This window comes from Cohnella phaseoli (assembly GCF_003386235.1).
GTDB classification, from domain to species: domain Bacteria; phylum Bacillota; class Bacilli; order Paenibacillales; family Paenibacillaceae; genus Cohnella; species Cohnella phaseoli.
In genome coordinates this window covers 129,824-144,878 of sequence record NZ_QRDZ01000015.1, presented here as the reverse complement: position 1 = coordinate 144,878, position 15,055 = coordinate 129,824, and the positions used below count along the sequence as shown (strand labels likewise).

The window sequence follows — 15,055 nt, the reverse complement described above, 5'->3', positions numbered from 1 at the left end:
CTCGGAGTATGCATACACGCCCTAGCGGATTTCCGAAGGGCTTTTGCCCGTATACTGCTTAAACTGCCGGCTGAAGAAAAAAATGTCCCTGTAGCCTAACGCGTCGGCGACCTCGGTCACGTTCATGCCCGCATGGAGCAGCAGGTGCTGCGCGCGTTCGATTCTTGCTCGGATCATGTAGGTTTGCACAGACATGCCGATCAGTTCCTTAAACTTGATCGAAAAATATCGCGAAGACAGCCCCGCGCGCTTGCCCAGATCCTCGACGCGATGAGCTTGGCCGGGATGCTGCAAAATGTAGTTCGCGACTTCCCGAATGCTCTCGCTTAGCTGATTGCTAACTTTCCGCTCGACGGGCTCCTGCCTGTCGCAGCGCAGCAGATGGATGATCAGCTGCTTGAGAATCAGCTGCGCTTCGATCTCGGCCGCATAGGTTTTCACCAGAAACAGGCGTACGTATTTGGACAGCAAATGCTCGAAGTCGAACGTATCCTCCAATACGCGGTACGGCACCGGAACTTCCTGGGCCGGCTCGGCCGTATCGAAGTGAATGTACGTGAGCACAAGCGGCTTCTGCGGGTTGTGCGTCGCCCACGTATGATCCCCTTTCCGAAAAAGAAAGCAGCTGCCCTTGCCCAGTTCGTACATCTTCCCGTTAAGAGACAGCTCCCCTTCGCCGCTCCATACGTAGAAAATATCGTAATTGGCAAGCGGCTTCTCCCGCTTCTGCCATTTCCACCCCGGCTCGCACGAAATTTTCGCAAAGGCGGAATGTAAAACAAACGACTCAGGCGCTAGATTAATCATGAACGAAACCTCCTTGTTCCGGCTTTGCTCTTAGCTCATTCAGCGCCAGAGCCGCCTGACGGATGCGGCGAACGCCTTCTTCAATCTCCCTTTCGCTCAGATGGGCGAACCCGAACAACGCCGAAGGCGGCGCCTTCTCTTCGAGCAACCCTCCGAACGGAATATCGTAAGCCGATCCGTCCCTCCATATCGCCCCGCTCCGCGCGCACTCCTCGACCAATCGGCGGTAATCCTCTTCCGCCCCTTCCCACTTTGCATACACATGCAATCCGGCATCGGACGGAACAGCCGTGAACAGCTGCTGCAAATCCGCAGTCAGACTGGAGCGCAGCTTATGCTCGAGCTTGCCGAGAATGCGGCGCGTCTTGCGCATATGCCGGTCGTAGCCGCCGGAGGACATCCAGCTCGCCAGCGCCTGCTGCTCCGCAATCCCCGTCGGATACGGATCGTAAAGCTTCTTCGCCAACAGGAACGGCTGCATCAGCTCCTTCGGAACGACCGCGAAGCCGATTCTCATGCTGGCGCTCATCGAGCGCGAGAACGTGCCGACATAGACGACTCGGCCTTCCCTGTCCAGCGACTTGAGCGGCTCGATCGGACGTCCGCCCCAGCGAAAGTCGCTGTCGTAATCGTCCTCGACGATCCAGGCGCCGCGCCTGGACGCCCATGCGAGCAGCGCCTGTCTGCGCTCGTAGCTAAGCACGACGCCCGTCGGGAAATGTCGGGTCGGCGTGACGAACAGCACCGACGCCTCCCAATCCCGAGGCACGATGCCCCCGCCGTCCGTCCGCTCTGCAATAACGGAAGCTCCCGTTGTCATCACCGCGTTGCGAATTCCGGCGTAGCAAGGATTTTCGATCACTGCGGACTTGCCTTCCTCCAGCAGCAGCTGCGCCAGCAGAGCGATCGCCTGCATGGAGCCGGAGGTAATGACGATATCGTCCTCGCGGCACGGAATGCCCCGTTCCCGACGCAATCTGCCCGCGATCGCCTTGCGCAGTTCCAGGCTCCCTTCGGTCGCGTGACCGTCGGCGTGGCCGGACACTCCGAGACTCTTCCACTGCTGGGCGACCTCCGCCTTCCATTCCTGCCATGGAAACCGCTCCGGGCCAAGCCCCGACGGAACGAACGAGATTGCTTCTTCCCGTTCGGGCTCAAGCGTCGGAATGGGCGGATGCGCCGCTTGAGGGAGATCGAGCAAACGGCGGCCCCATTTCGTCAATTGGGCGTCCTCCATCGTCGCATCGATTCCGCACGCCGCTCCATTTAGGGAGACGGCTGACTTTGTCGCCGACTCCCAGTCCGCTCCCGCCACGAACGTCCCCTGTCCGACGCCAGTCACCACGAAGCCTTCCGCCGACAGCATCTCGTAGGCCAAGCTTACGCTTCCCCGGGACAGCCCGTACAGTGCGGCCAGCTGTCTTGTGGACGGCAGCTTCTCCCCCGGAGACAGCGTCCCTTCCATAATCGCCTCCCGGATGGCCAAATACATCGCCAGATGTTTGCTGCCGCAATCGGCCAGCTTGGCGGAATACGCAAACGGTGATGTCATCGGCTTCCCTTTCCTGATCAATGGACTAGTCATTTTACTCTAAAATGTATCTTTTCTGTTGTCAATGTGCGGCGTACACGATTTCGCAATCTAGCGCAAGCTTCCCTTTTCCAATCCTTAATTTAGCTTGCCCCGCAACCTGCTTCTTCCGCTCAATTCACATTTGCGAACGCTCGCTCACAAGGGCGATCCGCCTATGAAACGAATTGGTGAAAAGTGATAAATCGGTATCCTTTTTTTACAAGAAAACGCTCTCATACCATGACGCTAATCGACCAATGGTGTATAATATCACCTAATGACGATTGGAAGGATGAAAGTGATGAATCCCCTTGCCCAGCAATTGAACGAGACGCTTGCCCGCGACAATCCGCACGTTGCCGAAATGCTATCCGATCTTGGCAAGAAGATGTACCTGCCTAAGCTCGGCATTCTGAGCCAATCCGCCGAAGCAAAGCAGAAAGCGGGTGCCTACAACGCCACGATCGGCATCGCCACCGAGAACGGCAAGCCGATGCATTTGGAGGTTATTCAGGAAACGCTGACCGCCTACGATCCGAAGGATCTTTACGAATATGCCCCTCCAGGAGGCAAGCCGGAGCTGCGTACGATCTGGCGCGAGAAAATGCTGGCCGAGAACCCGTCCGTCGCCGGCAAGGCGATCAGTCTTCCGGTAGTCACGAACGCGCTGACGCATGGCCTCAGCATCGTTGGAGACTTGTTCGCCGACGAAGGCGACGCGGTTATTGTCCCGGACAAAAATTGGGAAAACTACGAGCTGACCTACCACGTTCGCCGCGGCGCGGATATGGTGTACTATCCGTTGTACGACGCGGACAACCGCTTCAATTCCGCGGGGCTTCGCGACGCTCTGCTTTCCCGCAAGGACAAGGGCAAAGCCATCGTGCTGCTTAACTTCCCAATCAACCCGACCGGATACACGCCGGGAGCCGAGGAAGGACGCGCCATCGTCGACGCCGTTCGCGAAGCCGCGGAAGCCGGCATCAACGTCGTGGCCGTCACCGACGACGCCTACTTCGGCCTGTTCTTCGAGGATTCCTTGCAGGAATCGCTGTTCGGACAGCTTTGCGGTCTGCATGAGCGCGTTCTCGCCATTAAAGTCGACGGCGCGACCAAAGAAGAGTACGTCTGGGGCTTCCGGGTAGGCTTTATCACCTACGGCGGACTGAGCGAAGCGAGCCTGTCTGCGCTTGAGCAAAAGACGATCGGCAACATCCGCTCCACGATTTCCAGCGGGCCTCATCCGTCGCAAACGTTTATCTTGCGCGCGCTTAAGTCCGATCGCTTCCAAGCCCAGAAGGAAGAGAAGTTCGTTATTATGAAAGGACGCGCCAACAAAGTTAAAGCTCTGCTCGACAGCGGCAAGTACGGCGACGTCTGGACGTATTACCCGTTCAACTCCGGCTACTTTATGTGTCTTAACCTGACTGTAGACGCGGAAACCGTACGTCAGCGACTGCTGAGCGATTACGGCGTGGGCACGATCGCCCTGGGCGAAACCGATCTGCGCGTCGCCTTCTCCTGCATCGAGGAGAACGACCTGGAAGACCTGTTCGATCGAATCTATCAAGCAGTGCTGGATGTCAAAGCAGGAAAAGCTTAATTTTATAACTACAAGCAAAAAAGAGGCTTCTCGTTGCCGGCTGGCAGGCCGGACGAGAAGCCTTTTTCTATTTCGAAATCATATTCCGCCCAAGCCCGCCTCTCACAAATCGTCCTCGTCCGTAAATCTTGCGATTTTGCGCGGCATCCACCATCCGCACCAGAGCAGTCCGAATCCGGCTGCGGCCAGCCAGTAGTCGAATCGAAAAACCTCCGCATCTCCCGGATTGGCTCCCAAGCCTGCCGTCGCCGGCACGGCCGCTCCGATCAGAGCGACCGCCGCCAAGCCCGCCCCGCGCGCGACCGCCGCCGCTGCGACAAGCTTGCCTTGCGGAGCGATCGGCAGCGTATCGGCCGTTTCCACGAAGCGAACCCGCTTCAACTCGCTGAGCTGCAGCCCGCACACGACGACGGATGCGCCGAAGACAAGCGCATCGACTAGTGCGCTTCCCGATACGGCGACGACCAAGCACGTCACGATGATCCATCTCCACAGGGCCCCGAACGTCTCCCCGCGCAAAAACACTTTAACGTACAAATAATGCCAGGCCTTGCGTCTGCTCCACGGAATAAGCTCGCCAACCCAGGCGATCCAGCGCCTGTACGTCGGCTTCGCGGTTTCGGTCGGCACGTCCACGAACCAGCTCAGGAAGCCCATCCATCTGCGCCTGGCAGCCGCTTCTTCTTCAATCAGCCTGTCCCACGGCAGCGCATGCTGTGCGGGCAGCCTCCACAGCAGCGCCAAAACCGCAACAGCGACTGCCGCAAACGGAATCGCCACCGCCAGCGGCTTCAGCAGAAGCGCCGTTACGGCGACCGCAGTCAGCATTATTCGAACGGCTTTCAGCCCGATACGCCACGTTCGCGCCGCGGCTCTTCGTTCGCGCCAGCCCCCATAGACGTTAATCCCAGTCAGCGCAGCAAACAGCAAAGCTAGAACGATCGGCGGATGCACATCGGCAAGAGCCGCAGTCTGAGGCGAACGAATATAGATCGGCGCAAACAGCGCAAATACGGCAAGCGTCCGCAATACGCCCGTAATAACCGCTTTGCGCAGCGCTACGGCGACGTACTGCTCCAGCATGCGGTTTTCCATCGCCAGCAGAAATACCGAGTCGGCGGGTCGAAAGTACGTGCGGAGCGGAGCGCGAAGGGCCGAAAGCGAGAGAACGACGGCGCCGACCCACCTCGCCGGCCAATCGGCGGGTACCGCCTTGATCAAATCCATGTACCCGATCAGCAAGGTAAAAAAGATCGCCGATGCAAACAAGCCGAAGCCGCTCTGGAACACATAGCGGAAATACGGCACGATCTCCTTTCGGAAGGCGGCGGTGCGCTCTCTCCGCAGGGAGTGCAAGAAGGCGCGCTGTTCGTCATGCGCGATTCTACTCACCCTTGCGGCCCCCTTCCGCAGCTTCCACCAACGCCTCGAACGCATCGTCCAGCGTCGCTTCCGGTCCGGTGCAGCCGGCTGCCGCCTTCACTTCCTTCGGCGTGCCCTCGGCAATCAGACGGCCCTTGTGGAGCACGACGAGCCGATTCGCCTTGCGCTCCAACGCGGGCAAAATATGCGAGCTAAGTAGAATCGCCGTCCCTTCATCGCGCGCTTCGTCCAGTGCGGCCACCAATCCGCGAATCGCCAGGGGATCGAGTCCGAGAAACGGCTCGTCAATAATGAGCAGAGCCGGGCGAACGAGCAAGGCGTTCATCAGCATGACCTTCTGTTTCATCCCTTTGGAGAGCGTGTCGGGCAAAGCTTTCATCGCCTCGGTCATCCGGAACGTCGTCGCCAATTCTTCCGCCCGTTTCTCCGCCGCCTCCCGATCCAGACCGTAAGCGAGCGCCGTCCAATGCAAGTGCTCCTTCACCGTCAAATTAGGAAACAGCGACGGCTGCTCAGGCACGTAAGCGATGGAAGAGCGATACAGCTCCCGATTCTCCTCCAGCGTCGCTCCGGCGACGCGAACTTCCCCGCTATGTGCAACCATCAGCCCCAAAATGTGTTTGATCGCCGTGCTCTTCCCGGCCCCGTTCAACCCGATCAAGCCCAACAGCTCGCCGCTATGCAGCGTCATTGAGACGCCGTGAAGCACCGGACGCCGCCGGCTGTAACCTCCTGTAAGCTCCTTCATCGCAAGCGCGGGCGCGCTCGTTTTTTCCTGCCCGGATACCACCAATCTCCAGCCTCCCCGATAAGCGGCACAAATGGCCTTGTTCACCTTATTATAACGGGCGGGAGACCCGCTTACAAAAAGTCGGCTTCAAATCGTAAAGTTGGTATGGTCGATTCGGGTGTTAACGTTCACTGTGAACCGGCAAGTCGGGTAAATTTCTCTCCATTCGTCTTTGATCCGCTTCCACTGCTGCGGTTGCTTCCGATGAATGCGCTCGCCGATGCCCAGCAAATCTGTCGCGTGCTGCTGAGAAAATGCGATAAACCCATTGATTTGGTCCTCGATTTCCGAATTCAACTGTTTCTCCCACTCGGCGATCAATTCGGGAGTTACCGTCTGGTCCTCGCAAGGCTGTCCGACCAGATTCAAATCCGCGTCGACTTCGATCCGAACGCTCGGCGTTCCGGTCTTATCGAGCGACGCTGCAACCCGGCTGCTGCTTCTCGTGTTCTCGAATGCGATCGTATTCCCGGGGTTCCCGTCGCAAGCCAGCTTTTCGATCGTACTCCTCATGCGATTGGACGCTCTGAGATAGCCCTTGCTTATCCGCGCCGGCATGAAGCCTGCCAGTTGTTCGCCCCGGAACGCGAAAAAACCGGCGGCTTTAATCAGACGGTCCATCTCACCGTCCTTGCTCTTCAGCACCCGGATCGCCGGAATGCAAACCTCCTTGTAGCCGTTAATCCGGTCCATATAGATGTCCAGCAGGGACGTCCTCGAAGTCAAGCCGGTGGTTTCCCCTCCTTCTGCCAATCCTCTCAAGGCCTGCGCGCTGATCGAAGCGTTCGGCATCTCTACTTCCAATACTCTCGAAGCCTGTCCGTCGATCATGTAGACGAGCGTCGTATTGCGAAATTGCCGGAAACGGCGAAGCGTCTCGATCTGCTTGTCCAAGCTCTCAAGCGCGATGTCTTTGCTAATCACGATCGCCGTTGTCTGTCCCCACAGCAGCGTACGGTCCGACTTGGCCCGCATCAACCTGGCAGCTTCGAAAATGTTGCTCCCTTCCCCGGTCAACATGAACGTCTTGTTCTGCATGCCTTTCGGCTGTTGTTGTCCGGCCGAAAGCCTCGCGATTTCCGCGGACAGCTTCACGCCTCCGTTCTTTCCCGCGTCCAGGGCGACGGAATGGACAATATGGATTTCGTTCAGCTCCAGGCTGCCTCTGCAGCCCGTACCAACCAAAGCAAACACGGCTAATACCCACGCGATCCGCCCTGCCGCTCTCATTTGTCCCCGCCTCTGAAACGATAAGGGTTAAGCGCCCGAAACAAAGTCGGACGCTTGGAGTCCCAAGGAATCGGACGCCGCACGATAACATCCGTCAATTCCTGCGCATTCAGGGGCGCCGCAGGTCCCAAGTACGGAATCCCGAATGAGCGCAAGGAAGCCAAATAAACCAGCAAACCGATGATCCCGGCCACAAGCCCGACATAGCCGAGCAGGGAAGCTAGAAACGTCATTCCGAATTGGAGGAGACGAATGGCGTAATTCATAGCGTTCGGAGGCAGCGTAAACGTGCATATGCCCGTCAGCGCCGCGACGATGACCATGATTGGCGACACGATCCCGGCTTCCACTGCGGCTTGACCGAGAATAAGCGCACCGACGATGCTGACCGCCTGCCCGATTTGCTTCGGCATGCGAATGCCCGCTTCGCGCATAATTTCGAACGCAAACATCATCGCGAAGCTTTCCACGACGGCCGGGAACGGCACCGGCTCCTTCGCGGCGGCAATGCTCTGAAGAAGCGCGGTCGGCACGAGCTCGTGATGGTAAGTAACCGTAGCGACGTAGAACCCGGGCAGCAGCAACCCGACCAAACCGCAAAAAATCCGGAGCATGCGGAGAAGAGAACCGATATAGAAATTCCAAAAGTAGTCCTCCCCTACCTGAAAGGCCTGCAAAAAAACGAAGGGCAGCAAAATGACGAACGGAGTGCCCTGAACGATGATCGCGATTCGCCCGTCCATCAGCGCGCCGACGACGCGGTCCGGCCGTTCGGTCGATTCCACCATCGGAAACATCGTTCCCCGGTGATCGGCGATCCACTCCTCGATCGCGTTGCTTCCCACTATGAAGTCGGCGGTGATCTCGTCGATTCTGCGATGAACCTCTTTCAGAATGGACGGGTTCGTGATGCCGCCAACAGACAAGACCGCCAGCGGGGTCGGGCTCAGCCTTCCGATTTTGCAGCTTTCGATTTTAAGCTGGTGAGAAGGACAGTAGTAACGCACCAGCGCCAGGTTATTGGTAAGAGACTCCGTAAAACCGCTTCTCGGTCCTTTGACGGTCGATTCGCTCGACGGTTCTTCTACGTTTCTAAGCTGAACGCCCAACAGGTCGATGGCTGCGGCGCCCGGCGGATCCGCGAACAGCAGCAGCGCTTGTCCGGCGGCAAGACTTTCCGCCCCTTGCTGAATCGACTTGCGCCAGCCATCGTCGCCGAAAGCAAAGTCCCCGTTCCCAAACTCTCTGGCATGGGCCAGCAAATATTCCAGCCTACGGTCATCCGTCAAGCCCTGCAAATAGGCGATCTTGATCGGCTTTCCCGTCGCAAGCTCCCGGTCGACGAAGATCAAATCGTCGGTATGCTGCATGCATTCCCGTATCCGTCGGACATTTTCAGCCAAATCCTCCGAGAATTCCGTTTGTGTATCGTTCATGCGCCCACCTTCGATTTGCCGCCGTCCCCTCGCAGCCATGCGACCAACAGAAGGAATCCCGGAACGGCATACTGGAACAAACAGAAATACCAGGCTTGCTGATCGTAAAACCTGCCAAGCTCAATGAGTCCCCATACTTTGAACTTGGCGCAAACATAGATTCCGGCGGCGACCGGAATAAGAAACATGCGCGGCTTCTTCAGCTTCAGCAAGTCGGCCAACCCCTGCTGAGCGGACCATAAATAAACGGTTAGCTTGATAAAGCAGCTCATCACCCATACGGCGACGAGGGCCGCATCGAACCGCTCGATATGCCGAAACAGGCGGATGTTCTGAATCAGGCTGATACTAGGGTAGGTGAAAGACTCGGATGCTTTAGCCCCGAACAACAGCGTACAAGAAAGCACGGATAACATGAGCAGCACCGTCGTAACCGCCACAGCCCCGACGGCGTATGCCGCTGTTTTTTTCGTGCGGCGCACGTGATTCAGCATCATCGAGATGAACATCAGATCGCCTAGCCAAGAAGCGACGGGAATGATGCCGGAAAGCGGCGCAAGCAATCCGTTCTCAAGAACGGGAAGCAAATATTCCGGATGGTATTGCCAGCTCAGTACGGTGTAAATGCCCAGAAAAGTAAACACGATGACGAAAAGCACGATCTCCGACACGCGGCTGAAGGCTTCGAGACCTCGATAGACCGCGTAAGCTCCCATAATGATACCCGTAGCCAAGTACCAGGACTGGGGAACGACCGGACTCAGCGCGACGATGAAAAACTGTGCAAACTCTCGAACAATCCACGCGGTAACGTCGATAAAGTAAAATATAACCGCAAAAGCAAGCAAGCCCCCGATCCAAGGTCCTAGCACATGCTTGCAGATGCGGATCAAGTTTTTGTCCGGATACATCCGGTTTAAAGCCATTAAAATAGCCAGATTCAACAGGCCGGCCAGACCGCCCGCAAGCACCAAAAACCACGAATTCCGTTCGGCGTAACGGACTAATGTGGCCGGAGCGTACAAGCTGGACGTCCCGATGGTCGATATGACGATAAGGGACATCAATTGAAAATTGCTGATCACTTCCCGGCGTTCCATATCGTACCATCCTTTCGACGCCGTTTCAGTATGCGCAAGAGATCCCCTTTTTACTCGGAATAGGGAGGCTTATCGCGAGGAATGGTAGAATCGGAGGTGTCTCGGATGAAAGCTTACGGACTGGCTTATTCGGCGTCAGGCGTCTGGCTCGTTCTTGTGTGCGTCTGGTTGTCGGATTACCATTGGTATAAGGCGCTCTCCGTCGGAACGTGGGGATTTCTCACCGTCGAAGCGATGACTATGCTGCCCGTCCTTCTGTCGCTGTTCTTGGCGGAGCTGAGCGCGAGAGCTTCCCGGAAGAGTACGCGAAACGGATAATGAGAGCTGCGCAAAAAAAACGAGGCTGTCCCATAAGCCAGAGTTGCTTGAGATCATCGATAGACAAAGAAAGGGAGGTACATACCTCTTGAACCTTTATCATCGATTCTCTTTCAGAGCAACTGGGTTGGCTTGTGGGACAGCCTTTTGTTCGAAACATCGCTATGACGGGTTAAGATTGAATTTCGATCGTTTGCACCAGGCTGTTCGTCCCGCGAACGACGACGTTCACGTTCGAGGTCAGACCGCCGCCGCTGATCGAGACGTTCGCGTCGACGTTGTAAATAATCACATGAGTGACGCCGTTTAGCGTTTTATTCAGGGAGACTGTAGTCAGCTTGCCGTCCGGATTCAGCGTGAAGGAGGTCAGCATGCCGCTGTCGACGAACTGCGTGTTCGCTTCGGCTGTTTGGGTCACCTCGATAAACACCGCTTTGCCCTCATACGTGCGCACGAGCGCCTCGTCTCCGGATTTTAATGCGGAGAGCGAAGCTTTAACATTGTCGCGGAAAATAAACACGTTGGCGTCTACCGGTACCGTTACTGCCGTTCCGTCCGACTTTCTCACTGTCAAGGCATTGTTGGCGACGGTCTCGACTTTGCCGACGATCGCTTGCGCTCTGCCTTCTTCGGGAAGCTGCTGATCGACGCGGTCCAGCAGCGACGCCAGCTCCGCGCGGGTAACGGGACGGTTGGGCTGGAACGTGTTGTCGTTGTAGCCTTTGATCAGATTTTTCTCCAGCGCCACTGCGATATAACCGACAGAGCCCGCGGGAATCTCCTTAGCGTCGCGGAACGGCAGCACCGTATCCATCTTGGTCTTCGCTTCGGCTTCCAGCTTCATCGCTTTGACGAGCAGAACGGACGCCCAGAGCCGGGATGCCGGCTTATCCGGCTGAATCTTGGTGTCCGTCTCGGAGAACAAGTCGTTCTCCAGCGCCACGGCGACGTAGCCGACCGCCCAACCGTATTTTTTCTGCAGCTGGTCGTAATCCTTGAAGTTCAGGTTGGCGTTCTTATTCTCCGGCTTTTCAGCCTCTTCCTTGAGGCCCAGGAGCCGAACCGCCGCGACAAGCGCCTCGATTCGGCTGATGTTGTTGCGAGGCTTGAAGCTGCCGTCCTCATAGCCGTTGAATACGCCTTGGGCGGCCAGCCTGATAATCGGCTCGTAAGCCCACTTCCACTCTTTCCCGTTCAAATCTTTATAATCCAGATGAATGCCGCTTTTACCGCCGCGTTTTCCTTCGTTTCCGTGTTTCGAGCCATGGTCGGATTTCGCCGAAGCCATCGTTGCCGCTGCGCTGCCCGCAAGCAGTGTCAAAGCGATCGTAGCCGCTGCCGTCTTTTTAAGAACCGGTTGCATCTGTTTCATCCTGAAGTCTCTCCTCTGCAGCAATCGTATTCACGGGATAGTTCCCGCATTAATAGCATCCAAGGAAAAGGCGCTCCCTGGCAAGGCCCAAAGTCGGAAATAAGGCTCAGGTAGGAAATCTCGGGACGACTTCGGGAACCCGCTGTGAATAATTCCGCTTCTTTCGCACCATGGTATTAAGAACCATGTCCGTAAGGAGAGTGCCGACATTCATGCGCAACCGATTGATCCCCATGTTGGCGGGCATTGCCGCCGCCTGCCTGATTTTTGCCGCAACCGCGGCGGCCAATTCCCAGTCTCCCTTCCATTTCGGATTCAAGAAAAGCAAGCAGGGAAGCTTGCCGTCCATCGCCGAAGAAGGCTTCATGAACATTCTGCAAAGGCAGCAAGCCATCTTTCTCGGCAACACGAACAGCAAGGAACTGTATCTGACCTTCGACAACGGCTACGAGAACGGCTTTACGCCGCGCATTCTCGACATTTTGCGGGATAAGCAGGTTCCGGCCGTCTTTTTCGTAACCGGGCATTTCGTGAAGGACCAGGCGGAGCTGGTGCAAAGAATGGCCAAGGAAGGTCATCTGATCGGCAACCATTCCTGGAGCCACCCGGACTTGAGCCAAGTCGGAGCGGAGCGAATTCGCGGAGAAATGGACAAGGTGAGGCAAGCGGTCGCCGAGCTTACCGGAGGGCAAGAGATGAAGTTTATGCGCCCGCCCCGGGGCATTTTCAGCGATCGGATGCTCTCCGTCTGCCGCGAGCTGGGCTACACCGGCGTCTTCTGGTCGGTCGCGTACAAAGACTGGGACGTTAACAGTCAGCGAGGCGGCCAATACGCCTACGACAGCGTGATGAGCCAACTGCACCCGGGAGCCGTCATTTTGCTCCACTCCGTCTCCCGCGACAACGTCGAAGCGCTCGGACGCATCATTGACGCGGCGCGCTCGCAGGGGTACGAGTTCAAAAGCTTAAACGAGCTGCAAATGAAAACGTACCGCTAAACGACGCGGAATTGAAAATAAGCCGTCTCCCGTCCCGATCCCAAGATCGCATGACAGGAGACGGCTTATTCAATTTAATCTGACTTGGGCGGAGAACCGGCTTCCCGTTTCGCCTTTAACCACTTCGGAGCGCCCTTGTTCTTCTGCTCTCTCGCGCGCTCCGATTTTGATTTGCCCGGCTTGGGCTTAGCAGCCGGCGATGGCGCTGCTTGAGCCGTCGACTGAGGCTTGCCCGCAACCGACGTTTTGCCTGTTGACTTGCCAACGGACTTCTCGGCCATCTTGCCTGCAGACATCCCGCCAGCTCCCGCTGCCTGAGGCCGCTCGCGCCTCGCTTCGCCGCTAGGCGTTCCCTTGCTTTCGGCCTGCTTGCGAGTCTCCAGCGAAGCCAGATAATCCGCCTTCGACTTCCATAACGGGCGGTCGCCCCTCTCGTCGGCAGCGGGCGATCTGCGACCGGCTCCCGGACCTTTGCGCTTCATGCCTTCCTCGTACGGTACGACCCGTCCTTCGTAGAGCATCTGCGGCTCGAAAGCGATACTAAGCTGCTTTTCCAATTTATCGAGAATAAAACGCTCTTCCGGAGCGATCAGCGTAATGGAGGTTCCGTCGCGTCCCATTCTCGCCGTGCGGCCCGACCGGTGCACGTAATGATCCGCATCCAGCGCCGGCTCCAATTGAATGACGAGCGGCAGCCCCGGAAGGTCCAATCCTCTGGCGGCAACATCCGTCGCGATCAGCAGCTTCGTGCGGCCCTTGCGGAAGCGCTGCATCACCTCGCCGCGCTCCTGCCCTCTCGTGTCTCCGTATAAAGCCTCGACCGACAGCCCTTCGTAGCGCAGCTTGGCGATCAGCTCGCCGATTTTGTCGGTATCGTTCACGAACAGCAGCGCGGAGCTCGGCTTTAGATGACGGACAAGCTTCTGCACGAGATCGATTTTGTCGCGCCGATCGCCAAGGAAATACCAGTGCTTAAGCGTCGAGGACAGCCCGTTCTCATTTTCCTGCTCCGTCACGTCGGTTACCCACGGATTGCTCTGCCACTTCGCCTCCGCTTCGCGCATCGCCTGCGAGCGGGTCGCCGATACGAAGACGGTCTGGCGCTCGCGGGAGCACATTTTCAGCAAATTCTCGACGTCGTTTTTGCCGCCGAGGGAGAAAATCCGGTCCGTCTCGTCCACGACGACAAAGCCAACCCTATGCAGCGACAGCTTGCGCGTACTCGCCACCTCGCGCACGCGTCCCGGCGTGCCGACGATCAGCGCGGGCTTGCTCTTCATCCGTTCGAGCTGCCGCGCCAGCGAAGCGCCTCCGATCAGCGCCGCAGCTTTAACGCCGAGCGGCTGCCCGTAAGCCTCCGCCTCGCGCATAATTTGCATCGCCAGCTCCTGCGTCGGCGCGAGAATAAGCGCCTGTACCTCCTTGCTAGAGCCGTCGATCCGCTGCAGCAGAGGCAGCAAGTACGCCAGCGTTTTGCCCGTTCCCGTCGGCGAGATGAGAATGCCGTCTCTTCCGCTCAACAGCTCCGGCAAAGCCTGCCGCTGCACTTCCGAAGGCTGCGTAATTCCGGAGGCCGCCAGCTTGTCGACCAGCGTCTCGTTTAATCCCAATGTAACAAAATCCATAATGCCAACCCCATTTCTCGTGAAAACCTATTTCCGGTTTAATAATTTCCCGAACAGCGCGTTGCCGAGCCGCGGAAACAACAGCATAAATTTCGTCCCGGCCGATGCCGCCCATGGCATGTCCAACTCCGGCCTGCGCTTCTCGATAACCGATACGATCGCCCTTGCAACCTTGTCCGGCGACAGGATGAACCCGCCCAGGTTCCGCAAATATTGGCCGTCCGGATCGGCGCGATCAAAGAACGGCGTATCGATCGGCCCCGGATTAACCGCCGAGACGGCGATGCCAGAGCCTTGCAGTTCCCGGCGCAAAGCGTTCGTAAAGCCCAGCACAGCATGCTTGGTTGCGGCATAAGCGGTCGACTTTGCGGTTGCCATCTTCCCGGCCATCGAAGCGACATTAACGATGTGACCCTGTCCTGCACGCATCATATCGGGCAGAACCGCATGGGTGCAGCGAACCGAGCCCATATAATTGACGTCCAGCATGTCCTGAAAATGAGCGATCGAAGCATCGGCGAAACGAATGAACTCTCCGTAACCCGCATTGTTCAGAAGTACGTCGATTTTGCCGTAACGCTCGACGACCCGCGCCACCGTCTCCCGAACCTGCTCGTCCGAACGGACGTCCATCGCGTACACTGCGTGCTCGCCGGAGATGGATGCGGCCAATCGCTCCATTTTGTCCACGGACCGCGCCGTCAGAATCGGAATCGCGCCCCGCTCCGCCAGCAGAACGGCAACTTTCGCTCCGATGCCGCTAGACGCCCCGGTAATCAGCACGACTTTGCCGCGCAGCTCCACTCTCATCATAACCCCT

At 57.5% G+C, this 15,055-nt stretch carries 13 protein-coding genes; 3 read left to right on the top strand and 10 right to left on the bottom strand.

From position 1 onward, the window contains the following. Positions 1–21: 21 nt before the first annotated feature. Positions 22–807 (bottom strand): helix-turn-helix domain-containing protein, encoded by a 786-nt coding sequence (locus tag DFP98_RS19390; RefSeq protein WP_116062251.1) that lies wholly within the window; start codon positions 805–807, stop codon positions 22–24. After that, positions 800–2,359, bottom strand: coding sequence for a MocR-like pyridoxine biosynthesis transcription factor PdxR (gene pdxR, locus DFP98_RS19385; protein WP_181917799.1), 1,560 nt, complete (start codon positions 2,357–2,359; stop codon positions 800–802). The genes DFP98_RS19390 and pdxR overlap by 8 nt, the downstream gene beginning before the upstream one ends. A 322-nt stretch (positions 2,360–2,681) precedes the next feature. Here pdxR and DFP98_RS19380 point away from each other — a divergent pair, with 322 nt between their 5' ends. Continuing rightward, on the top strand, positions 2,682–3,983 hold the full coding sequence (locus tag DFP98_RS19380) for an aminotransferase class I/II-fold pyridoxal phosphate-dependent enzyme (protein ID WP_116062249.1): 1,302 nt from the start codon (positions 2,682–2,684) through the stop codon (positions 3,981–3,983). Positions 3,984–4,085: 102 nt separating this feature from the next. Here the strand turns inward: DFP98_RS19380 and DFP98_RS19375 are convergent, their stop codons facing one another. The 5 genes from DFP98_RS19375 to DFP98_RS19355 form a co-directional block, all read right to left on the bottom strand. After that, a complete protein-coding gene (locus DFP98_RS19375; RefSeq protein ID WP_181917798.1) occupies positions 4,086–5,375 on the bottom strand; it encodes an ABC transporter permease in 1,290 nt (429 codons plus the stop codon). After that, positions 5,368–6,114: an ABC transporter ATP-binding protein gene (locus tag DFP98_RS19370; protein ID WP_116062304.1), complete on the bottom strand. Its 747-nt coding sequence runs from the start codon at positions 6,112–6,114 to the stop codon at positions 5,368–5,370. Before DFP98_RS19370 ends, DFP98_RS19375 begins: the two co-directional genes overlap by 8 nt. 129 nt (positions 6,115–6,243) lie before the next feature. Further along, complete coding sequence (locus DFP98_RS19365; protein ID WP_116062247.1) at positions 6,244–7,386, bottom strand: Ger(x)C family spore germination protein; 1,143 nt, start codon at positions 7,384–7,386, stop codon at positions 6,244–6,246. After that, positions 7,383–8,822 (bottom strand): spore germination protein, encoded by a 1,440-nt coding sequence (locus DFP98_RS19360; RefSeq protein ID WP_181917797.1) that lies wholly within the window; start codon positions 8,820–8,822, stop codon positions 7,383–7,385. Before DFP98_RS19360 ends, DFP98_RS19365 begins: the two co-directional genes overlap by 4 nt. Beyond that, positions 8,819–9,922, bottom strand: a complete 1,104-nt coding sequence (locus DFP98_RS19355) for a GerAB/ArcD/ProY family transporter (RefSeq protein WP_116062245.1) — start codon at positions 9,920–9,922, stop codon at positions 8,819–8,821. Before DFP98_RS19355 ends, DFP98_RS19360 begins: the two co-directional genes overlap by 4 nt. Positions 9,923–10,027: 105 nt before the next feature. Between DFP98_RS19355 and DFP98_RS19350 the strand changes: the two genes are divergently transcribed. Continuing rightward, a complete protein-coding gene (locus DFP98_RS19350; RefSeq protein ID WP_116062244.1) occupies positions 10,028–10,240 on the top strand; it encodes a hypothetical protein in 213 nt (70 codons plus the stop codon). Positions 10,241–10,412: 172 nt separating this feature from the next. Here the strand turns inward: DFP98_RS19350 and DFP98_RS19345 are convergent, their stop codons facing one another. Beyond that, positions 10,413–11,612, bottom strand: a complete 1,200-nt coding sequence (locus tag DFP98_RS19345; RefSeq protein WP_246016593.1) for an S-layer homology domain-containing protein — start codon at positions 11,610–11,612, stop codon at positions 10,413–10,415. A 212-nt stretch (positions 11,613–11,824) separates the two neighbouring features. On the opposite strand from DFP98_RS19345, the gene pdaA reads away from it, so the two are divergent. Beyond that, positions 11,825–12,610, top strand: coding sequence for a delta-lactam-biosynthetic de-N-acetylase (gene pdaA, locus DFP98_RS19340; protein WP_116062243.1), 786 nt, complete (start codon positions 11,825–11,827; stop codon positions 12,608–12,610). A 74-nt stretch (positions 12,611–12,684) separates the two neighbouring features. Here the strand turns inward: pdaA and DFP98_RS19335 are convergent, their stop codons facing one another. Both DFP98_RS19335 and DFP98_RS19330 read right to left on the bottom strand, forming a co-directional pair. Then, positions 12,685–14,235: a DEAD/DEAH box helicase gene (locus DFP98_RS19335; RefSeq protein WP_116062242.1), complete on the bottom strand. Its 1,551-nt coding sequence runs from the start codon at positions 14,233–14,235 to the stop codon at positions 12,685–12,687. Between the two features lie 27 nt (positions 14,236–14,262). Then, a complete protein-coding gene (locus tag DFP98_RS19330) occupies positions 14,263–15,039 on the bottom strand; it encodes an SDR family NAD(P)-dependent oxidoreductase (RefSeq protein WP_116062302.1) in 777 nt (258 codons plus the stop codon). Between the last annotated feature and the right edge of the window lie 16 nt (positions 15,040–15,055).